This is a genomic window from Campylobacter sp. RM15925 (assembly GCF_012978775.1).
In the GTDB taxonomy this organism is placed as follows: Bacteria; Campylobacterota; Campylobacteria; order Campylobacterales; family Campylobacteraceae; genus Campylobacter_A; species Campylobacter_A canis.
Genome location: NZ_LIWP01000009.1, coordinates 1 through 22128, shown reverse-complemented (window position 1 = coordinate 22128; position 22128 = coordinate 1). Strand labels below are relative to the sequence as shown.

The following is a 22128-nucleotide window of genomic DNA, read 5'->3' as shown; positions in this document are numbered from 1 at the left end:
TAAAAAGCCATTTAGTGTAAAATGCCCAAAATCAAATTCAACTTTAAAGCGTTAAATTATGAATCAATCAATATATAAACACATTAAAGCACTACCGCCACTTGATGATACGGTTATAAAAATTCAGGCGATTTGTGCTGATGAAAATAGCTCTCTTGGCGATCTTGCACAGATAATAGAAAAAGACCCTATGCTTACGGCAAACATATTGCGTTCGGCAAATTCTCCGCTTTACGGCTTTAGTCGCGAGATAACAACTATCTCAAGAGCGGTTTCGCTATTTGGCATGGCTACTATTCGAGGTTTTGCACTATCAAGTGCGGTCAAAAAGAGCTTTAAGATAGATCTTGATCCATACGATATCACAAGTCAGGATTTCTTAAATATCTCAATTATGCAAAACGCTCTTATGTATAACTGGTACTCTAAGATAAATCCAAGATCTCTAAGCGTTTTATCTCCTGCTTCATTTATGCTTGAAGTAGGCAAAACCGTCATTTCTCACGAGTTAGTAGAGACCGGTAAGGGGGCTGACTTTAAAGCAAAATTAAAAGAAATTTCAAATCCTTTTGATCTTTCAGAGCTTGAAAACGAAATTTTAGATATATCAAACGAAATTGTAACGGCTAAGATATTTGAACAGTGGAATCTTGAAACCGAGCTTGTGGATTCTATCTTTTATTCAAATTCTCCTGAAGACGCTCCTGAGCATATCAAGCCTTACTCCGTAGCTTTAAGAATAGTAAAAAATGCAGTAAATATCTTCCATCAGCTTGATGACGAAAGCATTCAAAACACTCTTCCTTTCCTAGACGAATACGGCTTTGCCCACGATAAGTTTTTAGAAGCCGTGGCTAAAGTAAAAGCTAATTTGTGAAAGAATTTTTAACCAAACTACTTGATGGATTAAACGGGAAGGAGATTTCAAGCGAACACAAAGAGACGCTTAGAAATCTCCTGAATTTAGGCGCCATAACCTCTCACAACGACAAATTTTATCTTAATAACGGTTTTGTTTGCGGCAAGCTTGACATAAGCTCAAACGGCACAGGATTTTTGATACCATTTGATAAGCGCTTTAAACAAGACATATTAATAGAAAATAAAAATCTAAACAACTCTCACTACGGCGATATCGTCTTAGCCAAACTGCTTCCGCTTAAGAAAAAACGTCAAAGTGCAAAGGTCGTTCTTGCTTTAAAATTAGCCAACGAAACGAGTGTGGTTTATACCAAGCATTTTGGTCAAGCTATTTTAGGAGTAAATTTAAAAACAGGGCTTAGCTTGGCTTTAAAAGCTACTCAAAAATCACTAAAAGCGCTACCTATAGGAACTCTGCTTAAGATAAATAATCTTAACAACGAGATTACCGAAGTTATAGGTAATATCAACGATCCTTTCTCGGATGAGAAAATTTCACTTGCGATCTATAATAAAAACGATAAATTTAGCGAAGCGAGCGAACTTGAAGCTGAATCTTGGGGAGATAGCGTTGATGCTAGCATGTATCCAAGCAGAGTTGATCTAAGCAAGCTTGAGTTTTGCACTATTGATCCCATTGATGCTAAAGACTTTGACGACGCGATATATTTTGATGAGAAAAATTTAGAAATTTACGTCGCGATCGCGGATGTAAGCGAATACGTAAGCAGCTACGGGGCAATTGACAAAGAGGCTAAATCACGTGGGTTTTCGATATATTTTCCACATATCGCCATACCTATGTTACCAAGAAGCCTAAGTGAAAACATCTGCTCGCTTAAACCGAACGTAACAAGGCTTGCGTTTTGTTTCAAGATCAAACTTAATAAAAATTTAGATGTCGTTGGCGAAGAGCTCTTTGAAGCTATTATAAATTCTAAAAAGCGATTCAACTACGACGAAATCGATGAAATTTTAGAAGACAAAAGGACAAGCGAGATATCTTGGATAAAGCCGCTTTTTGAGCTAACATCAAATTTACGCACAAAAAGGCTTAAAAACGCATTTGATTTTAGAACACAGGAGCTTAGAATGGCACTTGATGATGAAGGCAAGCTTCTTTCAACTCGTTTTGAAACCGACTCAAACTCCCATAGGCTTGTTGAAGACTGTATGCTTTTAGCCAATAAAGCCGCGGCAAAGCTGATAGACGGTGTAGGAGTTTTTAGAAATCACGGAGCGCCGGATATCAGAAAGATAGAAAATTTACTTCAGGATTTAGCCGCTCTTGGATTTGATTTCACATACGAAAGCGATTTAGCCAACCTAATACGCAAAATTCAAGCCCAAGCGGATACTATGGGCAACCGCGAAGAGATAGATAAACTGATCATTAAATCTCAAAAAAAGGCCGAATACTCAGCTCAGAATTTAGGACACTTCGGGCTTGGATTTGATCGCTATACTCACTTTACAAGCCCGATTCGCCGCTACTCGGATCTTACTTTGCACCGCTTGCTTAAAGCGAAAATGAAAGATGACAAAAAACTCTTTAACTACCTGCTTTTAAACATCGAAAGTACTTGTGCGAATTTAAGCGAACTTGAGCGAGAAGCTGATAAAGTGGCATATGATTTCATGGATAGGAAATTTGCCAGATGGGCAAAAGAACGTATCGGACAGAGGTTTAAGGCTTACGTAAGCGAAAATCAAAATATGCTTGTCGCAAAGCTTGACGATGAGATAAAAGGCGCAAGAATATTTTTAAACTCATATTCTGCCGAGCTGCTTCAAAAACTTATCATAGAAATTACCGACGCAGACATCGCAAGCGGTGAAATTTTCGGTAAAGTAATTAAAAAAATCGATGTATAGAAGAGAGCTTGAAGGACTACTGCAAAGTCCGAAATTTCCAAACACATTTCTGCTTTTTGGAGCGGATGAGTATCAAATAGAGCTATTTTCAAAGGAAATTTTAGCCAAATTTGAAGGGCTCAATTTACTTAGCCTTTACTACGACGAGTATGATTTTAGCCTTGCTAAATCACATCTTTGCGAGCCTTCGCTTTTTGGCGACGAGGCTTTGCTTCACATAAAAAGCGACAAAAAAATCCCTTCAAAAGAGCTTAAAATTTTAATCGAAGCTTGCAAAAACGGTGGCGCTTTTATATATGAATTTTACGAAGCGGACACAAAGATAACCTTTGATACGCAAAAAGCATTCGGCGTAAATTTTGCTAGATTTTTTAAGCCAAATTCGCCTGACGAAGCCGTAACTCTGCTAAGCAGGCAAGCGGGTAAGATAAATTTAAATATAACCAAAAACGCTCTTTTTGAGCTTTATAGAATTCACAACGAAAATTTATATTTAGCCGCAAGCGAACTAAACAAGCTTGCAAGCCTAAATGAGCCGATAAATGAAAATACGGTCAGAAATTTGGTATTTTCGCTTTCAAGCATAAGCTTTGATGATTTTTTCGACAAATTTATAAATTTAAAAGACATCAGGCAGGATTTTTTCTCTTGCGCGGATGATGGAAATTTTAACGAAATGCTATTTATAAATTCACTCTATAGAGCATTTTTTAGGCTGTTTAAACTGCATAGCTTTATAAAGATAAACGGGAAATTCGATATCAAAGAAACTCTTGGCTACACACCGCCTCCAAACATCGCAAACGAGCTTAAAAAGCAATGCTTGAGCATAAATTTAAAAACTTATAAAGAAATTTTTGCAGCCTTAAATTTAATGGAATTTGAGATAAAGACCAATGCAAAGCTTGACAAAACACATTTTTTATTATCCTCACTTATATCTACGCAAAATTTAATCCATAAAAACAGCAAATATTAAGTAAAAAAAAGATAAAATCAGTCCTTGTCTTTAAACGGACATCCCCTTGCTCGCATGCGAGCTTAATACCCACAAGGAGAATTAATGAAGCATTACGAACTTTTATTCGTATTTAAGCCTACCTTGACAGAAGAAGAGGTAAGCGCAAAAGTTGATTTCATAAAAGAAATCCTTACAAAAAATGGTGCAGAGATTACGTCTTTGCTATCGCTTGGCACAAGAAAGCTTGCTTATACTGTTAAAAAACACGAGCGCGGCGTATTTTTTGTAGCTTATTTTACAGCTCCTACAGTTGCGATTGCAGAAGTTGAGCGTATCATAAGAATCAATGAAGACATCATCAAATTCTTAACAGTGAAATTTGAGAACAAAAAAGAAGTTGCGGCTTGGGAAAGACTAAGCAAAGGTATCAAGCAAAGCAAAAAAGAACCAAAACCAAAAGCTGAAGAGACTCCGTCACAGGAAGCATAAGGACTAAAAATGTTTAATAAAGTCGTTTTAGTAGGAAATCTTACAAGAGATATCGAGCTTAGATACACAACAGCCGGAGCGGCAATAGGAAACAGCTCTATAGCCGTTACTAGAAAATTTACCGCAAACGGCGAAAAACGTGAAGAAACCTGCTTCATCGATATTACATTTTTTGGCAAACAGGCTGAAATAGCAAACCAATATCTTTCAAAAGGCTCAAAACTTCTAGTTGAGGGTCGCTTAAAGTTTGATCAGTGGACGGACAATAACGGTCAAAACAGAAGCAAACATAGCGTAAGCGTTGAAAATATGGAGATGCTAGGCGGTTCAGGACAACAAGGCGGATTTAATCAAAACAGTAATCAACAAGCTAATTACGGACAAAGTAGCGGTTATGGCAATCAAAGCTACGGCAACCAAGGATATAACCAAAACGCAAACAGCTATAATGCCTCAAGAGCTCAAAACCAGCAAAGCTACAATAGGCAACCAAGGCAAGATGATTACAACGATAAAATTCAAGACATAGATGTGGACGCTGACAAATACGACAGCGACGAGACAATACCATTTTAATTAAGGATTAGGATTTAATTATGGCAGAGAAAAGAAAATATTCAAGAAAATATTGCAAATATTGCGAAGCAAAAGTTGATTTTATAGACTACAAAGACACAACGCTTTTAAAATACTCTCTTTCAGAGCGTTTTAAAATAATGCCAAGACGTCTTACAGGCAACTGCAAAAAGCACCAAGAGATGGTTGAGCAAGCTATCAAAAGAGCGAGACACGCGGCATTTATACCTTACATAGTAGATCGCGACAACGTAGTTACAAATCCTTTCGAGGGTCTATAATATAAAGCCCTTTTTAGGGCTTTTATCTTTTTATATATTTAAATTTCACTTTTAATTTCTTTAGTTTCATAAACTTTATCAATATTTACGTAGTATAATTTCCTTACTCTATTCAAGGAGATAATATGCGATTTCATGAAATTCCAACACCCGCTTTAATCATAGATAAAAAAATCGTAATGCAAAATTTGCAAAAAATGCAAGAGTATGCAGAAAAATACAAAGTAAATTTACGCCCGCATACCAAAACTCACAAAATGCCGTATTTCGCCAAACTTCAAGAAAATTTTGGAGCCAAAGGCATAACTGTGGCTAAAGTCGGTGAGGCCGAAGTGATGGCTAAAAACGGAATTAAAGATATATTTATAGCAAATGAAATAGTAGGCGATGAAAAATTTGAGCGAATCATAAAACTCACAAAAGACGGCATAAATTTAAGCTTTGGGATTGACAGTATCGAGCAAGCAAATTTAGTTCAAAGTGCGTTTGAAAAATTTAGCGCCAAAGCTAATGTGTTAATAGAAATAGAAGTCGGTGAAAATCGCTCAGGAGTAATCAAAAAAGAAGATTTTACAGCTCTTATAAACCATCTTAAAATTTGCAAAAATATAAATTTCAAAAGCATATTTTCACACGACGGTCACTCATACAAAGCTACCGACAAAAAAGAGTGTGAGCAGATTCACTTAAAAAGCCAAAAGCGCACTCTTGAATTTTCATCTATCGCTAGCGAGCTAAATTTGCCAGCCGAGATAGTAAGTATAGGATCTACGCCTTCGCTGATTAATGATTTTGAGATACTAAAAGGCGTAACAGAGATAAGGCCTGGAACTTATATCTTTATGGACGCATCTCAAGCCATGGCTTACGGCGACTTTAGTATGAATGCAGCTACCGTACTTACGACTATCATCAGCAAACCTACAAACAAACGCGTGATAACCGATGTAGGAGCAAAGGGTCTAACCCAGCAAAGACGCACCGTAGGATTTGTGGCTACACCGGGACTTGGCAAGATAAAAGGAACTGACGTGTGGATTGACTCCGTCTATGACGAGCATGCCATAATTTATGATAAAAATTTAAGAGATAGCGTTAATATAGGCGATAAGCTTGAAATTTACCCAAACCACATCTGCCCTGTCGTAAATTTATATGAATTTGCTTATTTGATTGAAGACGGGCAAGTTGTGGATAAAATAGAGGTAAGCTGCAGGGGTAAAATTTACTAAAATTTAATCATAGCTCAGAAGAGAATGAAACACAATTGAAGAATATCGTTAATTGTATTTATTTAAATTTGTACCATATGCAAAAAATAAATGAGGCTGAATTGATCACTATAGACAAACAAGAGAAGTATAAAATTAACTATGCGGGAAATTTTAAGCTAGAGCAAAAATACAATATACAAAAGTATAAAATTTTACTTAGCTACTGGTTAAATTTAAAAAATAAAACAATCAATAACATAAACGAAGCCTTGCCTTTTCTAGCAAGACTTCATCAAATTTATTTTAAGACTAATGCGACCTTTAAAACATCTTCTATCGTATCAACGGCAACGATCTTCACGTCGGTTTTTACGTCGTTTGGCACATCGTCTAAGTCGCGCTCGTAGTTTTTACGAGGGATTATCGCCGTCTTTATACCGGCCTTGTGTGCCGCGATAAGCTTTTCTCTAAGCCCTCCTATAGGCAGTACTCTTCCACTTAGCGTGATCTCACCCGTCATAGCCACATCGCTTTTTACTTTTGTATCGGTTAGTATAGAAGCGATAGCCGTTACCATCGTGATACCGGCACTCGGTCCATCTTTTGGAGTTGCTCCTTCGGGAACATGAATATGCAGATCATATCTTCTATACACGTCGCTTACAGTCGGTTTTTTCTTATCTTCAGCCAAATTTGGAATTATCTTAGCAGGTACTTTTAGCTTTTTCTCATCTATTAGAACTTTAACAAGGCTAAATGCGATATACGCGCTCTCTTTCATCACTTCTCCAAGAGAGCCCGTCACTTGCATAGCGCCTTTGCCTTGTATCCTTATAGCTTCGATCTTAAGCACATCTCCACCCACACTGGTCCAAGCTAGACCATTCACCTGCCCTACCTGATCAACCTTGTCTGCAAGCTCTATCTCAAAGACCTTTTTTTCCAAAAATTCATTTAAATTCTTAGTCGTGATACTTACTTTGCTTAAGCTACTATCCATAAGCAGTTTTTTAGCGGCTTTTCTAAATATATCGGCAAGCCTTCTTCGCAAATTTCGCACACCGCTTTCTCTAGTATAGTCGCTTATGATAAGCTTAAGCACATCTTTTCCGAAGCTTACCTCGCTTGGCTTAAGTCCGTGCTTTTTTAGCTCTTGAGGAATGAGATATTTTTTAGCTATCTCAAATTTCTCTTGCGGTGTGTATGAGCTAAGCTGGATAAATTCCATCCTGTCGCGAAGCGCAGGCGGTATTGACCCCACATCATTTGCGGTAGCTACAAATACTACTTTGCTTAGATCAATATTGAAATTTAAGTAATAATCTCTAAATTTATTATTTTGCTCAGGGTCTAAAATTTCAAGCAAAACCGCCGTAGGATCGCCGCGAAAACTTCTGCCTACTTTATCTATCTCATCAAGCACCACGACAGGATTCATCTGCTTAGCCTCTATGAGGCCTTGCACCATGCGCCCCGGCATCGCTCCTATATAAGTTCTTCTATGCCCCCTAAGCTCATTTACATCCTCAAGCCCGCCTAGTGCTACACGCACGAGCTCTCTTTTAAGCGCTTTTGCGATGGAATTTGCAAGACTCGTTTTACCCACTCCCGGAGGTCCCGCAAAGCACAAAATAGCTCCGTTATTTACCTTATCGGCAACTCCTCTAAGCTCCAAAAGCTCACGCAAAGCGAAATATTCCTCAATCCTTGTTTTTGGTCTTTCAAGTCCATAGTGATCGGTGTTTAGATGTTTACTTACTTCGGCAACGCTTGATTTTTTATTGGCTATATTTTCAAAAGGCACTTCTATAACCCAGTCAAGATAGCTTTGGATAGTGTTCGCATCGGCAGAATCAGGATGCATCCTACCAAGCTTGTCTATCTGCTTTTTAATCTCCTTATAAGCATCCTCGCCCATAAATTTCTTCTTTTTCTCAAGCTTTTTTCTATACTCTTCGATCTCTTCTTCGCGAGTCGTATCGCTACCTAGCTCTTGCTGAATTTGCTTTAGCTGCTCTTTTAAAAAATACTCTTTATTTACTTTATCGATACGCGAATGAACCTTGCTTTTAATCTCTCTTTGAAGCTTATTAGCCTCTATCTCTTCGATGATAAAGTCGATTAGTTTAAGAAGTTTTTGCTCTAGATTTTCCTCTATAAAAAACTCATATGCGGTTTGTTTTTTAAGTCTAAGCGAGCTTAAAACCAGATCGCACACTCTGCTTACCTCAACGCTTTCTTCGATAGTTTTTAGCAAATCAGGCGGGAAAAAATGGCTAAGCGCAGCCAGATCGCGTACTTTTTCGCGAAGCACAGTTACGAGCGCATCACTTTTTACAGCTGTCGGGCGTTTTTCATGGATGATATCCACTGTAGCTCTTAAAGGCTTGCCTTTTGACTCAAGGACAACCCTGCCTTTACTCATGCCCTGAAAGAGAATTTTGACTCTTCCGTCAGGCAAAGGAACCTTGCGCATGATAGTCCCAATGACACCCGCATCATAAATTCCTTCAAAGTCGCGTGCGCCTTCGTTTTGAGGCTTTGTCGGGGCTACTAAAATTTGGCTTTGGTTTTCGATAGCCAAATTTAAAGCGGATAAATTTTCATCATCGCTTAAAAATAGCGGAGTTATCATAAATGGATATAAAAATAGCTCGTCTTCAACGATTATAGGAAGCTCTGCGGGAAATGTTTTTGATTCGTTTATCTGCAAATTTATCTCCTACTCAAAAATTTTTCTATACCAAGGAAGCTGAGGCTTAATAAGCTTGGCGTCATTTAACGGTGAATTTTCAACCTTTTTCTTGTAAATTTCAGCAGATTCACTTCTGCCTGTTCGCTCGTACAAATCAGCAATCTGCTCGTCAAGATAAAATATCGCAAGCTGAAATTTCGTAAGCATCGTCTCTATGAGCGGTCGATATTTGGTATTTGGATAGATGTAAAGAAATTTTTCTATCTCGTTAATACTATCTTGCATAAGCTTTTGATTGCGATTTGGCTGAGAAAACGAGTCAAAATTCGCCTTTATCTTAAGATAGTGTGCAAATTCGGTCTTAGGTCCGTTGTCGCCGTATCTCTTAATATACTCATCAAGATAGAAATTTGCCAGCAAATACTCCTCTTCGTTTGCGTGAGCCTGAGAAAGGATAAGCAAAATTTGCTCTAAAAGCGGGCTTGCTACGTGTTCGCTTGACATTGAAGTATAGTGCTTATCGGCACTTTCCAAGTCGCGATCTTTTATATCGGCAATGATTTGAGAGTACCATTCTTCGGGAGTTAAATTATAAAGCTCGCTGTATTTTTCGGCACAACCGCTTAGTAAAAAAATAAAGATCGTCGCATATAATATTTTAGTGACAAATTTCATAAACGTCCTTATATTAGAATTTAAAATGTGATATTTTACTATGCATTGGGTTATTTTTCGATAAATTTAAAATAAATTTACAATTTAGCTTAAAATATAAAAAAATTTGATACAATATTGTAACATTTTAAAAGCAGGAGAACTTTGATGGTATTTGAGGTTAAAAGTCCTATTTTAGGCTTTGAGCACATTAAAAGCATGGAGCTTATAGAGCTTGACAAATTTTTTGTAAAACTTAAAAGCAAAGATGATGAAACATCTTTTACAATGATAAATCCATATGCTTTAAGAAATTACGAATTTGAGATACCGACATACTATCAAGAGCTCATGGATATAAATGACAATAGCGAGTTAAGAGTATATAACATAATGATTGTAAGCGTTCCGATAGAGACCTCAACCGTAAATTTTATGGCTCCTATCGTATGCAATATGACAAATATGACGTTATCTCAAGTGGTTTTGGACGTATATAACTATCCGGACTATAAACAAGCGGAGAAAATTTCAGATTTTATACAAAAATAATGTTTTGCTTTTAGCAAAAAGGATTTAAGATGAAAAAAATAAGTTGCATTTTAATTAGTACTTTTGCATTATGCACCGCTTTATTTGGAGCAGAATACAAAGACAATAATAATCTAACTCACAGCATTGACTCGAGCGCAGTTTACTATAGAGGTCCTACTGGGTATGTAGACATAAACGCCCAAGGAACACTATCAAAAAGACTACTTGAGCCAAACAAGACAAGTGAAAATCAAAGAAAAAAAATATACGGAGATATAGAAACTATAGGCTCTACTATACTAATGCCTACAAAAGGCTACGGTTTTCAGCCTACTAGACAATACGGCAATGATACTGTTATACAACCATTTGAATTTATAAAAGAAGATCTTAACTATAAGCACAACTCTTCTAGAGCCACTTTTAACTTTAGACAAGAGTCTGGAAATGCTTTTTTAGATGAATATGCAGAAAAAAATATTGATGGCAAAAAAGTAGTCTTTGCAAGGCTTTACTGGGGTGGAGGTATCTCTTTGGGTTGGAATACACCAGATGCCGAAGAAATGAGAAAAAAATATTTTAAAAACATACATCAGTTTAATGAAATAACATTTGGAACACCTAAGGAGGTTAATGGAAAAACCTACCATAGGCTGACTGCCGAAGAGAAAGACACAAGATGGTATGGCTCATTCTCAACTTATGGAATGCAATTTACGTATCAAGCCAGCGTAGATGTAACAGATTTGGTTAAAAAATCATTAGGCAAAACAAATACAGAAAGAACTTTTAGCGCGGGAGATATAAAAGCCTCCAACTGGAAACCTACTAATTTCTATGGGTATAGAGACAATGGATGGGTTGGAGGACTATATGCCCCTCATTACGGCGGTTGGGCATTGGTTATAGTATATGACTTTGAAGACAAAGGTGCCTCAGATGGATTAAAACCAAAGGGAGTTTATGTATATGACGGACTTACCGTATTGGCGCCTATCCATTTAAGAGGAAAACAGTCTCGTATAGATACTCTAGAAGTTCCTTTAAGCGGATTTTTTACGCCTGCTAGCGGTAAGGTAAATTCAAGCCTTACAATTTTATCTTTTGGTGCAAAAGCAGAGGTTGATAAAGAAAATATAGAAATTTTAGATTCCAAAAACGTATACCGCTCAGTAAGTTCAAACAACTTTAACCGCTTAGAAAATCAGTTTAATAGTACTATTACGAGATTTGACAAACCCATGGTTGCTCACAAGCTTTATAACAACCAGATGGACCTTGATATATACAATCTAAAAGATCATATCTCAAACAAACAGACATCCACCACGATAAAGCTCACTGCACAAGCTATAACTCGCCCTGGCGGAGGTGTTATGGGTGAAAGGGAAAACATAGGCTTAGTTGCATTTGCTACCGAGCTTTATGAACCTGAAGTATGTTACATAGAAAAACTACAAGTTAGAGGTAAAAATCAAACAGACGAGAAAGATTTTAAAGACGTAAGTACCGACTCAGGCAGCAAAACACTAGCAAAAACAGGCGACACTTTAAGACTGCAACTAAAAATAATAAATAGAGGTTCTGAAGATGCCTTTAAGGTAGGTTTAACCTCCACTCTCAATCAAAAAAACGTTTCTTACATAGCAGAAACTACTTATATGAATCCAAGCTCCACAAAAAGCAATGGATTTGACGTTAGCAAAACGTCCAAAATAAGCGATAATTCAAACCTTCAAAGAGTTGATGAACAAAATGGAATTATAGAGTTTTCGATAGGAGAAGGCGCCACAGGCATAGGCAACGGAGGAACTTTGCATAAAACAAACGAAGCTCTTATACAGTTTGATACAAGACTGGCAGAGGAATTTGATCCTGATGATTACATCAAACATAATGTTGAATTTATCAATGAAGATATAGGTGTGAGATATAGCGGTATCATAAACAGATGTGAAGATAAAAAATACCACCTAGAAGTTGCCGGTATATCAAACAGAATAGTTAACAAGAAATTTTCCGAACTCGGAAACTCTGAGAATTTATTTACTCAACTAGCAGGAAGAGAATTTGATACCAAACTCTTAAATATAATGACCTCTTCATCGACAGGTAGAGTTTTGGAAAATTTCGACATTCTTCCTACTGAGAAGATTAAAGTAGATATAGTACCAAACGGCGATTGCGAAAAAGGACAAAACGTCATCAACGAAATAGTAGGTGCCACCGATACTAAAAAGAACTTTTTCCTTTTCAGTAAAGACCAACTAGATAATCAAAATATGCTTGACTTAAAAGGTATTAAGATCAATGAAGCCTACCAAAAGCTATATTTTAGAATTTCGTATTTGGATGCAAGCGACAAACTTATCAGAACTCCGTCTTGCGCTTCTGATCCATTTAGTATAAGACCTAAGGAATTTAGATTTTATAATTCCGACAATAGAACAAATAACTTCGGTAATCTAGTAGGAGGAAAAGGATATACAAATATATGGCTTGAAGCTGTAAATAACGGCAATGCTTTATCTAAAACATATTCAACAGTTGTAAATCCGATAAATTTTGGACTATCGCCATTAAGACCTACTACTTGCCCTGTTGCGAATTTTGCATTCCAAAACCAAACTACACTAGAAGCAAAATTTGAAAATGGTAGAGGTCAGCTAACAAGGGTTTGGGATGGTATTAGCGAAATTTTTGCGCCTGAACATGGAACAAATTTCGTATATCCTAATATAGGTCATGTCCTAATAACTGCAAGGGATAAAAAATGGACAAACGTAGATCAAGCATCAGGAGCAACTGATCCAAATTTGAATGATTGTATAATAGACAATGATACTATAACTGAAAATGCCGCAGGCAAGATAGGTTGCGATATAAGCGCTAGAAATGATTTAAATTTGCTCTTTGTGCCAAACGATATATCAATTAATAATTTACGAATTCTAAATTTTAACAACGGAGCTATGACCTATCTTTCAGGAGATGCTACCGGTATGGAAGCGACTGCGAATTTCAATATAACCGCAAGATTAGGAGATAATGCAAATACAACAGCAACTCTATACACTAGAGGTTGTTACTCTAGAAACGTCACTTTTACTACAGGTATCCAAGGAGATGTGAGTGATTTTACAAATTTACAAGGAAGATCTATAAACGCTGCTGCAGATAGAGCGGCTGCTGCTTTACAAAACATATTGTATTTCAATCAACAAATCCAAGATCCCGACAACAATCAAAACATCATAAACAGTAAAGCAAATATAAACACTAATAACAACGGAGCATATTTTGCCGACAGGAGATTTTTCTTAAACGGCACTGCGCCTTATACAGTTAGATTTAACTTTGCTAGAGATATTAGATTTGCAAGAAATCCATTTAGAATCACTTCAAATAACTTTACTTTTAACAATATTTCAGATACTGATTCGGTAGCTGGCGCACCTTATGCAGCTCCTTTAAACGTTACAAATGTTGATTTCTACTACGGAAGAGTCTATGCGCCTGATTATGTCGGTCCAAGGACAGGATTTAATGCACAAATTTACTATTCAGTCTTTTGTAACGGATGCGACACGACTCAGTATGCTATAGCAAATTCAGCTACTCCTCCGCAAATAAACAATTGGTTTGTAAATCAAAGCCATACAAACATACAAGGTATAGTTACGGCATATACATCTGCGAATTTTAATGACGGCACGACAATAATAACACCGGAAAGCATAATAGCAAACGGCATAGAGCAAGTATGGCTAGCAAGCACTTTTGCGCCAAAGCAAGATGTTATACAGATGACAGCGCCTGCTTGGCTACTATACAACCAAGCAAATCCATCTGCTACTACAAACGACTTTAATGTTCAATTCTTCAATCCTACTTCAGGCTTAAGTTGGGGAGGTCAATCTCTTGATAAAGGAGGCAAGGACGTCGGAGTGGGTGATGTGGTAGGCGGAGAGAAATTTAACAAAGAGGGCAGTACCCCAATTTCAGAAAGAACCAATAAGAGGTTAGACTGGTAATGAAAAGAGGTTTTTCTATAATTGAACTTATCGTATCCATAGTAGTCATCGGCATAGTGTTTTTATCTGTGCCTACGATACTCTTTCAAAACGCAAGAAATAACGAAACCTCAATCATACAACAAAGCGTTATGGATACGAAAACAAGACTTGCCTTAGTGCTAAAAACACCTTGGGGTTGCACAAATGATTTGACTCTTGTAAATTTACCCACTCCGATATTTGGTGGCTTACCAAATTTCTATGATCGAAACGGTATTACTAGAGATAGAACAAGAACCTTCTCTGCTATTGCAAGAGATAGTGCTTGCCAGGCAGGTCAAGAACAGGATATAAATTCTTTCAATAATGATGAAGTAACTATTACAGCACCTATAGGACCGGGTGAGAATGGCTATTCTAGGGACAATATCTTAAATCAAACATTAAATACCAGTGTAGCAAATGTTGACATGACGGGAACTGCTAATAATAATATAAAAGAGATATCTATCACTACCACGGCTACTCTGGGCAATACTAATCAAACCATACTTCTTAGAGCATACTCTTCAAATATAGGCGATAGTCCTGCTCTTGAATTAAGGCAGTGGTAATGAAAAAAGCTTTTACTCTTCTTGAACTCATAGTAGTTATAGTTATAACAGGAATTTTAGCATTAGTAGGCATAGAGATATCTATAAATATATACAAAGGATACCTTCAAAGCAGAGCCATAAACACTCTACAAGCTGAAACCGAGCTAGTTTTAGAACAAATCTCAAAAAGACTTGCGATTCGCATAAAAGGCTCAAGCATAGGAAGGCAGAGAGCAAATCCAGATACATTCGTATCGACCGAAGATCCAACCTTAGATAATACTTATGATATTTTAGAATGGATAAGCTACAGCTATGAGGCATTTCAAGATGGCGGATGGAGCGGATTTATAGATTTAAATCATGCCAATACGGCTAGAACCAGACTCAACCCAGCCGATACCATAACTACAACAGGTTCTATAGAAACTCCTTTAAGTTTTTTACAAAATGCTTGGAATAACATAAGGGATCTTACGAATAACCCTACAACAACAACCAATCAAAATCAATTAGGGGTCTTTTTTAAAGGCACTGGCAATATCAATGTCCAAACATCATTCGGATATAACGACACAAATCAGGCAAACGATATAGCAAGAGTAAATAGCTTTAACGGCGACACAACTATAAATATAACTTATCCTGTAGGTAGAAGCATTTCAGAACAGTACTTTCTACTTCACACAGCTTATGCCGTGGTTCCTACAAACAATACTGCAAACGACTTTACTTTAGAGCTTAGATATAACTATCGCCCATGGGTAGTAGGAAACAGCTTTCAAAATGCAAATTCTGCAGTACTTGCAAGAAATGTAACAAGATTTAACTTTACCGAAGCAAATGGAGTGGTAGTCCTTAAGCTGTGTATGAGAGACGGTCAAAGATCTCTTAGTAATGGGGAAGAAGAGACAACCGTATGCAAAACAAAGGCGGTGTATTAATGAGAAACGGTTTTAGTTTGGTTATGGCTATAATGTTTTTAGTTTTAGTTGCCACTCTTAGTATGTTTGCCCTTTCATTATCGGCAACCACTTCAAAGCACACTACGGATATATTCTTAAGAGAGCAGGCTGAACTCTTAGCCCAAGGCGCAACCGAGATGGCGGTGCAAAATTTGTTAGCCATGCAGATAGGCAATGGTGGCGGTACTCAACGATGTCCTACGGCAAATGCAGCCGCAAGAAGGATAGTCAATACCAATCTTTCAAGAAACGGCACAATTTTATTTAACGTAACCGTTGATGTAGTTGATTTCATAGGACAGATAAACGGTTGCGGCACTCCTATAACTCTAGACGGAGCAGGAAACAATCCCTCAACCGGCACAGTTATCTTAGATGTAACGGTAACTTCAAACCCTGATTTTAACATTCCGGTTACTTTTCATAGACGCACTATCCAAAAGCTTTAATATGCTATAATAGACGCACATTAATGCAAAGGAGCTATGATGAATACAAGCATCACAGGAAAACAATTTGAACTAACCGATCCGATCAAAAGCTACATCCAAAACGCTTTTGATTCGCTCAACAAATACAATTTAGATATTATTTCGGGACGTTGCGTCGTTTCGGCTGATGAAAAAAACGGCAAAAAAGGTTTTAGCGTAGAATTTGCTATAAATTTGGCTAGAAAAGACACTATAGTTATTCGCCAAAAAGACAAGGATTTATATGCAGCGGTTGATCTTGCGATAGATCGCGCTTCAAAGGTACTTCGCAGAGAGCATGACAAGAACGTAACCGTTAAAAACAAAGACGACGGCAAAGCTATAAGGGCAACCATAGCCGATGAGCCTAACGACGAAGATATAGATGAGGTTATTCCTATGGAGCTTGAGCTATATAAGCCGCTTGAGATAGAAGAAGCTCTAGCAAAGCTTAAAGATAGCGACATGCAGTTTTACGTATTTAACGATATAGATGCAAAAATGAGAGTTTTATACAAACGCTCAGACGGCAAATTCGGACTTTATTAAAATTTAGGGGCAGTCTTTGCCCCCTCATTCTATTTACTTAAATTTATCTTTAATCTATTAAAAAACCAACATAAACCAAACTATCAGCTAACTTAAGCGACTTAAATTTTAACATCAAAATTTGAAGTTAATTTTATCTTCCTTGTTTTTTCCTGACTTGAGTTATGCTTTCGCCTCCAAGCCCGTAATTATCCATTTCGATTTCATCTATTATCACTACCGTTGAAGCCTTGTTCCTTCCTAAAATTTCAGCCACAAGCTCGGTTACTCCCGATATCAATCTTTGCTTTTGTTCCGTGGTTACAGGCTCTTTTTCTTTTGTGATTTTGATATTTACAAACGGCATCTTCATCTCCTTGTAGTTATAAATTTCATGCTAAAACCCATCTTGCGGCAAATAGACATCAAATTTTAGCACTTTAGACACTGTTCTTAAAATTTATTTACGCCAATTTTCTCTAAACGATTTTTTGCCGCAGCCGTTAAATTCTCTTCAAATTCATAATATTCAAACGTCGCTCCATGCTGAAACACTCCGCCTAATATATCTCCGCTTTGACGATTTTTAAGATCTATCTGCGCTATCTCAAATCCATCAAGCGTGGCACAAAATTCACGCAATCTCTCAGGCGGATTTTTAAGCTTAGTAAAGAGAAAGCAAAAGCCCTCTCCACCCTGCCTGCCCACCCTGCCTCGTAGTTGATGAAGCGTGGCAAGCCCTAGCCTTTCAGCCCCCACTACGACTATCGTACTAAGCCTAGGCAAAGAAATTCCCACCTCAACAACCGTAGTTGAAAGTAAGATATCTCCATTCTGTCTAAATTCACGTAAAATTTGCTCTTTTTGCCTGTCTTTGCCGTGGGTTATAAACACATTTTTAAAATTTTTAAGCCAAAAATCCTGCGCCTCGCTTAAGCTTTGATAGCTTGAACTTTCGCTTGTTTCCACTAGAGGATACACGATAACTACTTGCTTATTTTTTGCAATTTCTTGCCTGATGTGCTTTAAAAGCCGTTCAAAGTCCGCACTTTGTAAAATTTGCGAGTGTATAGTTTTTTTAAACGGCATCTGCTTTAAAAAGCTAAATTCCACAAACGAGCTTTGTATCATACTAAGAGTACGCGGTATGGGTGTGGCTGAAAACTGAATCACATGAGCGTAGTTTTGTCCGTCGCGCACCAGTTGATTTATCTTCTCGCGCTGGTTTGAGCCGAAGCGATGCTGCTCATCTATCATAACGACAGGCGATTTGACAAGCTCGTTATAAAGAAGCACATGCGTGCCTATTATCAAATTCACACCTTCAAATTCAGGCTCTTTTTCGCCACTCTTTACAAGCTTGATGTTCATAAATTCAGGCAGCAGCCTTACCGCCTCATCGTAAATTTGCTCGGCAAGTATAGAAGTAGGCGCCATCACGATTGCAGCTTTAGGATATACGCTTAAAGCCGTAGCAAGGATAACTATAGTCTTGCCGCTTCCCACATCGCCCATGACAACTCGCCTTTTTACCTTATCGCCGCTAAGATCAAACCTGATATCGGCTATGGCATTTTTTTGATCATCGGTAAGCTTAAACGGCAAGGATGATACCCAAGGGCTTATGTCAAAAGTTTCTACTTTCTTGCTTGCAAAATCGGTTTTTTTAGTACTTAGCTTTCTTAGATAGTTATAAATCTCAACAAATTTTAAAATTTCAAGCCCGTGCGAGCCTTTGTCTAAATTTTCAAGCAAATGCGCGCTATTATGATCGCTCTTGTGAAGATCGCTTAAGAATTTAGCTTCACTCTCGTTAAGTCCTTCGGCAAGCAAATTTTCTATAGTTACATATCTGCTTGCAAGCTCTTTAAATCTATCGTCACGCAGGCTTAGTTTGTATTTGGGGATTATCTCGTTTATTTTTGTGATTATCTTTGGATTTGTTATCTGCCAAGAGCCAAAAGCAAAGGAGCATTTGCCGTTTATATAAATTTGCTTGCCTGTTTTAAATGCTCCAAAATGCCAAGACTTGGCATTAAATATGATGATTTTAACGTTTTGCTCCCAGCTCTCGCACCATGCTAAGACATGCAAGATCCCGCTTTGCCTATATGAGTTTTTTATCACCACTTCGATGCTCACGTTACCGTCTTTTGGGCTTTGGGTTATAGTCGTGTCATCAAAACTCTTTGGAATTTTAAGAGAAAGATCAAGTAGCGTAAATACGCCTATTTTGTTTAAAATTTCCTTGTCGCCGGGTTTAAATTTCATTATAAAGCACGGCAAAACTTAGCTTGGTTATCTCATCGTGAGAAGCTATAAATTCGTTAAGTTCGCTAAGTTTTAGCTTAGAAATTTTATCAAGCTCATCTTTAAACGAGCCTATCTTAAAGCCGTTATAAACCTCACCTTGAGCGATATTTAACCTGTTAAAAAGCGTCTCTTGGCGAAGCGGTTGAGAGCCCAGCAAAAATCTCTTAGCCTGAGCTAATTCGCGCGCCGCAACGCCCTTTTTGACAAATTTATCAAATTCGTCCTTCACTACTGCTATAGCCTCGTCCTTACTCTCGTTTTTGGTTTGAAGATAACCTGAAATTTGAGAGTAGCTTAGCATAAATCCGCTTCTTGCGTAAGCCGAATACGCAAGACCTCGTTTAACTCTAATTTCCTCCATAAGCCTAGCGCCAAAGCCGCTCTCGCCTAGTATAAAGCTAGCCACTTTAGCCTTAAATATCTCATCTATACCCACCTCAAAAGGAGCGCCGAAGTATATATAAGCCTGTTGACTTGGCTTAATGATAAATTTTTGACTCATCTTTCGGCTAGTTTGCAGCTTCTTTAGCTCTCGCGCCTTGCCGTCGCTTAAACCGCTTAAAATTTGCTCTAGTTTTAGCTCGTTAAGATCTACATCTCCGCCAAAAACTACCATCAAATTCGCCAAATCAAGATGAGAGCTGATAAATTCTTTAATCTCTTTAAGCGTGATTTTAGACACGCTCTCTTTAGTGCCTATCGACCCTCTTGCAAGTGAAGTGTTTGGATACAAAAGCTCGTTTAAAGCAGACCGTGCCACATAATCAAAGTCGCTTTCATTGCTTAAAATTTCGCCTATTACTAGCTTTTTTAGTTTATCAAGGATATCCTCGCTAAAATTTGGGTCTTTTAAAAGCTCGGATAATTTTAAGCATGCAAACTCAAAATGCTCTTTTAGGCAGCTTAGATCGATATTTAGCGTTTCAAATCCTGTTTGTGCATGAAGCGATACGGCACGCATCTCAAGCTCTTTTGCAAAAGCATTTGAGCCTTTTTTAAGAGTGCCTTCGTTTAAAAGTCTTGCGCTTAAATTCGCAAGTCCCGCAAGCTTACCGTCCTCATAGCTTCCCGCCACTTTAAAAACCAGCTTTAAAGACACTACAGGCAAAGCCTTTGAGCTTTCAAAGACAACCGGAATTTGGGTGTTTTTAACTTTTAAATTTACAACTTTCATTAGTAGAATTTCTCCAATATATCGTAATTTGTATTGCGTTTTGCAGGTTTTTCGCCCACATCGCGTATTAAATTTATCATCTCGTCCTGATTCATTCTGTATGCTGCACCTGCAGCTTTTACGACGTTTTCTTCCATCATGGTTGAGCCTAGATCGTTTGCACCAAAGAGCAGTGCAAGTTGTCCTATATAGCTTCCTTGCGTTACCCAGCTGCTTTGGATGTTTTTAAAATTATCTAAAAAGAGCCTTGAAACTGCAAGTAGTCGCAAGTAGCGATTTGATGATTGTTTTTGTATTTCCGGTCTCTCGGCGGCTAATTTGGTATTTAACCCTTGAAAACTCCATAATATAAACGCCCTAAAGCCTCCGGTAAGATCCTGTAAATCCCTAATATGCTGCCAATGCTCAACTATCTCGCGAGTCGTCTCAACCGTGCCAAACATCATGGTAGCGGTTGATTTTACGCCGATCTCATGAGCTTCTTTATGAACCCTTAGCCAAGTTTGGGTGTCGCATTTTTTAGGCGCTATGATATCTCTAACCCTATCGCTTAGCACCTCAGCGCCGGCTCCCGGGATAGAATAAAGCCCTTTTGCCTTTAGACGAGCTAAAACTTCCCGAGTCGAAATCTTAGAAATTCTTGCGATGTAATCAATCTCAATCGCAGAAAAACCGTGAATAGTGATCTGTGGATAAGTTTTACTGATCCACTCGACTAAGTTTTCATACCAGTCGATCTTAAGCTTAGGATGAACGCCGCCTTGAAAGAGAATTTGCGTACCGCCTATGGCTATTAGCTCCTCTATCTTTTGCCCGATTTCTTCAAAGCTTAGCACGTAAGCATCTTCTTCTTTTGCATGGCGATAAAATGCACAAAATTTGCAATCAACCCAGCAAACGTTCGTATAATTTATGTTTCTATCGACGATAAAAGTTGTGATTTTTTCAGGATGAAGCTCTCGCTTTTTGGCTAGCGCCATAGCTCCAAGCTCGTTAAGCTCGGCATTTTCTATCAAATTTACAGCTTCATCTACACTAAGTCTTGCCAAAATTTTCCTTTGTTTAAATTTGCAAAAGTGTAGCTAAAAATGGTTTTAATTATGATAAAAAATGATTTATAAAAAGAATGGTGAAATTTAAAATAAAAAATCTTTTGTTAGAAGTTAAATTTGATTACCCCGAGATATGTTTCTCGGGGTAAATTTAGATTAAAAATCTGTTTTGATGTCTGAGTCTATTTGAATTTGGATAGTCTTACCGTCTACTTGATTTACACTTTCATAGACTTTAAAGCCCGCTTCTGCTTTTGACTGATCGGCTGACTCTCTCCACTCGCCTTTGCCTGCAACTTTATCGTTGCTATCGCCTAGTATCTTTAGTACGGTGTTAGAATCATCAGTTACATCAAATACGTCTTTGGCTGTGATGGTTAGCTTAACAGCCCCACTAGCGCCGTCATTACCTAGCTTTATAGCCTCAAAGCTATCTATCTTCTTGTCTAGATTTGCAACTTTACTTAGATCGATATCCGAGTTAAACACTAAAGTATCATTTCCTAAACCACCGTAGATACCTCCTTTATTAGCATCATATTCGATAGTATCGCTCGCGTTGTCGTCAGTGATTTTCATCTTAAACGATACAGGGGTATTTGCTACACCGTTTTGATCCACTATCTGACCGCTAACCGAAATTTGAGTATCAGGTTTTGTAAGGATAGTTGCCCCAACTTTTCCGAAGTCTATATCTTGCTGACTAATCTCTATCTCTTCGCTTATAGTTTTACTAGAATCATCAGGATCGGTATAAGTTACTTTAAGCTTATCGCCTACTACAACATCATCAGGCAGACGCATATATATCTTA

19 protein-coding genes and 1 pseudogene are annotated in these 22128 nt (G+C 37.7%); 13 read left to right on the top strand and 7 right to left on the bottom strand.

Annotated elements, in window-relative coordinates:
* The first annotated feature begins 58 nt into the window (after positions 1 to 58).
* The 7 genes from CDOM15925_RS06550 (at position 59) to CDOM15925_RS06520 (ending at position 6335) form a co-directional block, all read left to right on the top strand.
* Positions 59 to 877, top strand: a complete 819-nt coding sequence (locus CDOM15925_RS06550) for an HDOD domain-containing protein (RefSeq protein WP_169942316.1) — start codon at positions 59 to 61, stop codon at positions 875 to 877.
* Positions 874 to 2796, top strand: coding sequence for an RNB domain-containing ribonuclease (locus tag CDOM15925_RS06545; RefSeq protein WP_169942314.1), 1923 nt, complete (start codon positions 874 to 876; stop codon positions 2794 to 2796). Before CDOM15925_RS06550 ends, CDOM15925_RS06545 begins: the two co-directional genes overlap by 4 nt.
* The gene (holA, locus tag CDOM15925_RS06540) at positions 2789 to 3775 is read left to right on the top strand and encodes a DNA polymerase III subunit delta (protein WP_169942312.1); all 987 of its coding nucleotides are present in this window, start codon (positions 2789 to 2791) and stop codon (positions 3773 to 3775) included. Before CDOM15925_RS06545 ends, holA begins: the two co-directional genes overlap by 8 nt.
* A gap of 84 nt (positions 3776 to 3859) precedes the next feature.
* Positions 3860 to 4246, top strand: coding sequence for a 30S ribosomal protein S6 (rpsF, locus tag CDOM15925_RS06535; protein WP_169942310.1), 387 nt, complete (start codon positions 3860 to 3862; stop codon positions 4244 to 4246).
* A 9-nt stretch (positions 4247 to 4255) separates the two neighbouring features.
* Positions 4256 to 4822, top strand: a complete 567-nt coding sequence (locus tag CDOM15925_RS06530; RefSeq protein WP_169942308.1) for a single-stranded DNA-binding protein — start codon at positions 4256 to 4258, stop codon at positions 4820 to 4822.
* Between the two features lie 20 nt (positions 4823 to 4842).
* Positions 4843 to 5103 (top strand): 30S ribosomal protein S18, encoded by a 261-nt coding sequence (gene rpsR / locus CDOM15925_RS06525; RefSeq protein ID WP_169942306.1) that lies wholly within the window; start codon positions 4843 to 4845, stop codon positions 5101 to 5103.
* Between the two features lie 125 nt (positions 5104 to 5228).
* On the top strand, positions 5229 to 6335 hold the full coding sequence (locus tag CDOM15925_RS06520) for an alanine racemase (RefSeq protein ID WP_169942304.1): 1107 nt from the start codon (positions 5229 to 5231) through the stop codon (positions 6333 to 6335).
* A 280-nt stretch (positions 6336 to 6615) separates the two neighbouring features.
* On the opposite strand, the gene lon is transcribed toward CDOM15925_RS06520, so the two are convergent.
* A complete protein-coding gene (gene lon / locus CDOM15925_RS06515) occupies positions 6616 to 9030 on the bottom strand; it encodes an endopeptidase La (protein ID WP_169942302.1) in 2415 nt (804 codons plus the stop codon).
* Between the two features lie 9 nt (positions 9031 to 9039).
* Positions 9040 to 9687 carry an outer membrane protein assembly factor BamD gene (locus CDOM15925_RS06510; RefSeq protein WP_169942300.1) on the bottom strand — a complete coding sequence of 216 codons (648 nt, stop codon included), beginning with the start codon at positions 9685 to 9687 and terminating at the stop codon, positions 9040 to 9042.
* Positions 9688 to 9834: 147 nt separating this feature from the next.
* Here CDOM15925_RS06510 and fliW point away from each other — a divergent pair, with 147 nt between their 5' ends.
* From fliW to hpf, 6 genes are read left to right on the top strand one after another with little or no spacing between them, the layout of a single operon-like run.
* Positions 9835 to 10218, top strand: coding sequence for a flagellar assembly protein FliW (fliW, locus tag CDOM15925_RS06505; RefSeq protein WP_169942446.1), 384 nt, complete (start codon positions 9835 to 9837; stop codon positions 10216 to 10218).
* 29 nt (positions 10219 to 10247) lie between these two features.
* Positions 10248 to 14234, top strand: a complete 3987-nt coding sequence (locus tag CDOM15925_RS06500) for a hypothetical protein (RefSeq protein WP_169942298.1) — start codon at positions 10248 to 10250, stop codon at positions 14232 to 14234.
* On the top strand, positions 14234 to 14830 hold the full coding sequence (locus CDOM15925_RS06495) for a prepilin-type N-terminal cleavage/methylation domain-containing protein (protein WP_169942296.1): 597 nt from the start codon (positions 14234 to 14236) through the stop codon (positions 14828 to 14830). Before CDOM15925_RS06500 ends, CDOM15925_RS06495 begins: the two co-directional genes overlap by 1 nt.
* Complete coding sequence (locus CDOM15925_RS06490) at positions 14830 to 15756, top strand: type II secretion system protein (protein ID WP_169942294.1); 927 nt, start codon at positions 14830 to 14832, stop codon at positions 15754 to 15756. Before CDOM15925_RS06495 ends, CDOM15925_RS06490 begins: the two co-directional genes overlap by 1 nt.
* Positions 15756 to 16226: a hypothetical protein gene (locus tag CDOM15925_RS06485; RefSeq protein ID WP_169942292.1), complete on the top strand. Its 471-nt coding sequence runs from the start codon at positions 15756 to 15758 to the stop codon at positions 16224 to 16226. Before CDOM15925_RS06490 ends, CDOM15925_RS06485 begins: the two co-directional genes overlap by 1 nt.
* A 39-nt stretch (positions 16227 to 16265) precedes the next feature.
* Complete coding sequence (gene hpf, locus CDOM15925_RS06480; RefSeq protein ID WP_169942290.1) at positions 16266 to 16796, top strand: ribosome hibernation-promoting factor, HPF/YfiA family; 531 nt, start codon at positions 16266 to 16268, stop codon at positions 16794 to 16796.
* Positions 16797 to 16929: 133 nt separating this feature from the next.
* Here hpf and CDOM15925_RS06475 read toward each other — a convergent pair whose 3' ends face one another.
* From CDOM15925_RS06475 to CDOM15925_RS06455, 5 genes and pseudogenes are all read right to left on the bottom strand, one after another.
* Positions 16930 to 17142: a 2-hydroxymuconate tautomerase family protein gene (locus CDOM15925_RS06475; protein ID WP_169942444.1), complete on the bottom strand. Its 213-nt coding sequence runs from the start codon at positions 17140 to 17142 to the stop codon at positions 16930 to 16932.
* A gap of 86 nt (positions 17143 to 17228) precedes the next feature.
* Complete coding sequence (recG, locus tag CDOM15925_RS06470; RefSeq protein ID WP_169942288.1) at positions 17229 to 19046, bottom strand: ATP-dependent DNA helicase RecG; 1818 nt, start codon at positions 19044 to 19046, stop codon at positions 17229 to 17231.
* A complete protein-coding gene (locus tag CDOM15925_RS06465) occupies positions 19036 to 20262 on the bottom strand; it encodes a M16 family metallopeptidase (protein WP_169942286.1) in 1227 nt (408 codons plus the stop codon). Before CDOM15925_RS06465 ends, recG begins: the two co-directional genes overlap by 11 nt.
* Positions 20262 to 21311: a dehypoxanthine futalosine cyclase gene (locus CDOM15925_RS06460; protein WP_169942284.1), complete on the bottom strand. Its 1050-nt coding sequence runs from the start codon at positions 21309 to 21311 to the stop codon at positions 20262 to 20264. The genes CDOM15925_RS06465 and CDOM15925_RS06460 overlap by 1 nt, the downstream gene beginning before the upstream one ends.
* A gap of 159 nt (positions 21312 to 21470) precedes the next feature.
* A pseudogene (locus tag CDOM15925_RS06455) lies at positions 21471 to 22128 on the bottom strand (hypothetical protein); the annotation flags it as partial.

What these genes read in the sequence shown, in the direction of transcription:
- CDOM15925_RS06550 (WP_169942316.1), top strand. Translation starts at nt 59, where the DNA reads ATGAATCAATCAATATATAAACACATTAAAGCACTACCGCCACTTGAT.
- holA (WP_169942312.1), top strand. Translation starts at nt 2,789, where the DNA reads ATGTATAGAAGAGAGCTTGAAGGACTACTGCAAAGTCCGAAATTTCCA.
- rpsF (WP_169942310.1), top strand. Translation starts at nt 3,860, where the DNA reads ATGAAGCATTACGAACTTTTATTCGTATTTAAGCCTACCTTGACAGAA.
- CDOM15925_RS06530 (WP_169942308.1), top strand. Translation starts at nt 4,256, where the DNA reads ATGTTTAATAAAGTCGTTTTAGTAGGAAATCTTACAAGAGATATCGAG.
- rpsR (WP_169942306.1), top strand. Translation starts at nt 4,843, where the DNA reads ATGGCAGAGAAAAGAAAATATTCAAGAAAATATTGCAAATATTGCGAA.
- CDOM15925_RS06520 (WP_169942304.1), top strand. Translation starts at nt 5,229, where the DNA reads ATGCGATTTCATGAAATTCCAACACCCGCTTTAATCATAGATAAAAAA.
- CDOM15925_RS06510 (WP_169942300.1), bottom strand. Translation starts at nt 9,687, where the DNA reads ATGAAATTTGTCACTAAAATATTATATGCGACGATCTTTATTTTTTTA.
- fliW (WP_169942446.1), top strand. Translation starts at nt 9,835, where the DNA reads ATGGTATTTGAGGTTAAAAGTCCTATTTTAGGCTTTGAGCACATTAAA.
- CDOM15925_RS06500 (WP_169942298.1), top strand. Translation starts at nt 10,248, where the DNA reads ATGAAAAAAATAAGTTGCATTTTAATTAGTACTTTTGCATTATGCACC.
- CDOM15925_RS06495 (WP_169942296.1), top strand. Translation starts at nt 14,234, where the DNA reads ATGAAAAGAGGTTTTTCTATAATTGAACTTATCGTATCCATAGTAGTC.
- CDOM15925_RS06490 (WP_169942294.1), top strand. Translation starts at nt 14,830, where the DNA reads ATGAAAAAAGCTTTTACTCTTCTTGAACTCATAGTAGTTATAGTTATA.
- CDOM15925_RS06485 (WP_169942292.1), top strand. Translation starts at nt 15,756, where the DNA reads ATGAGAAACGGTTTTAGTTTGGTTATGGCTATAATGTTTTTAGTTTTA.
- hpf (WP_169942290.1), top strand. Translation starts at nt 16,266, where the DNA reads ATGAATACAAGCATCACAGGAAAACAATTTGAACTAACCGATCCGATC.
- CDOM15925_RS06475 (WP_169942444.1), bottom strand. Translation starts at nt 17,142, where the DNA reads ATGCCGTTTGTAAATATCAAAATCACAAAAGAAAAAGAGCCTGTAACC.
- recG (WP_169942288.1), bottom strand. Translation starts at nt 19,046, where the DNA reads ATGAAATTTAAACCCGGCGACAAGGAAATTTTAAACAAAATAGGCGTA.
- CDOM15925_RS06465 (WP_169942286.1), bottom strand. Translation starts at nt 20,262, where the DNA reads ATGAAAGTTGTAAATTTAAAAGTTAAAAACACCCAAATTCCGGTTGTC.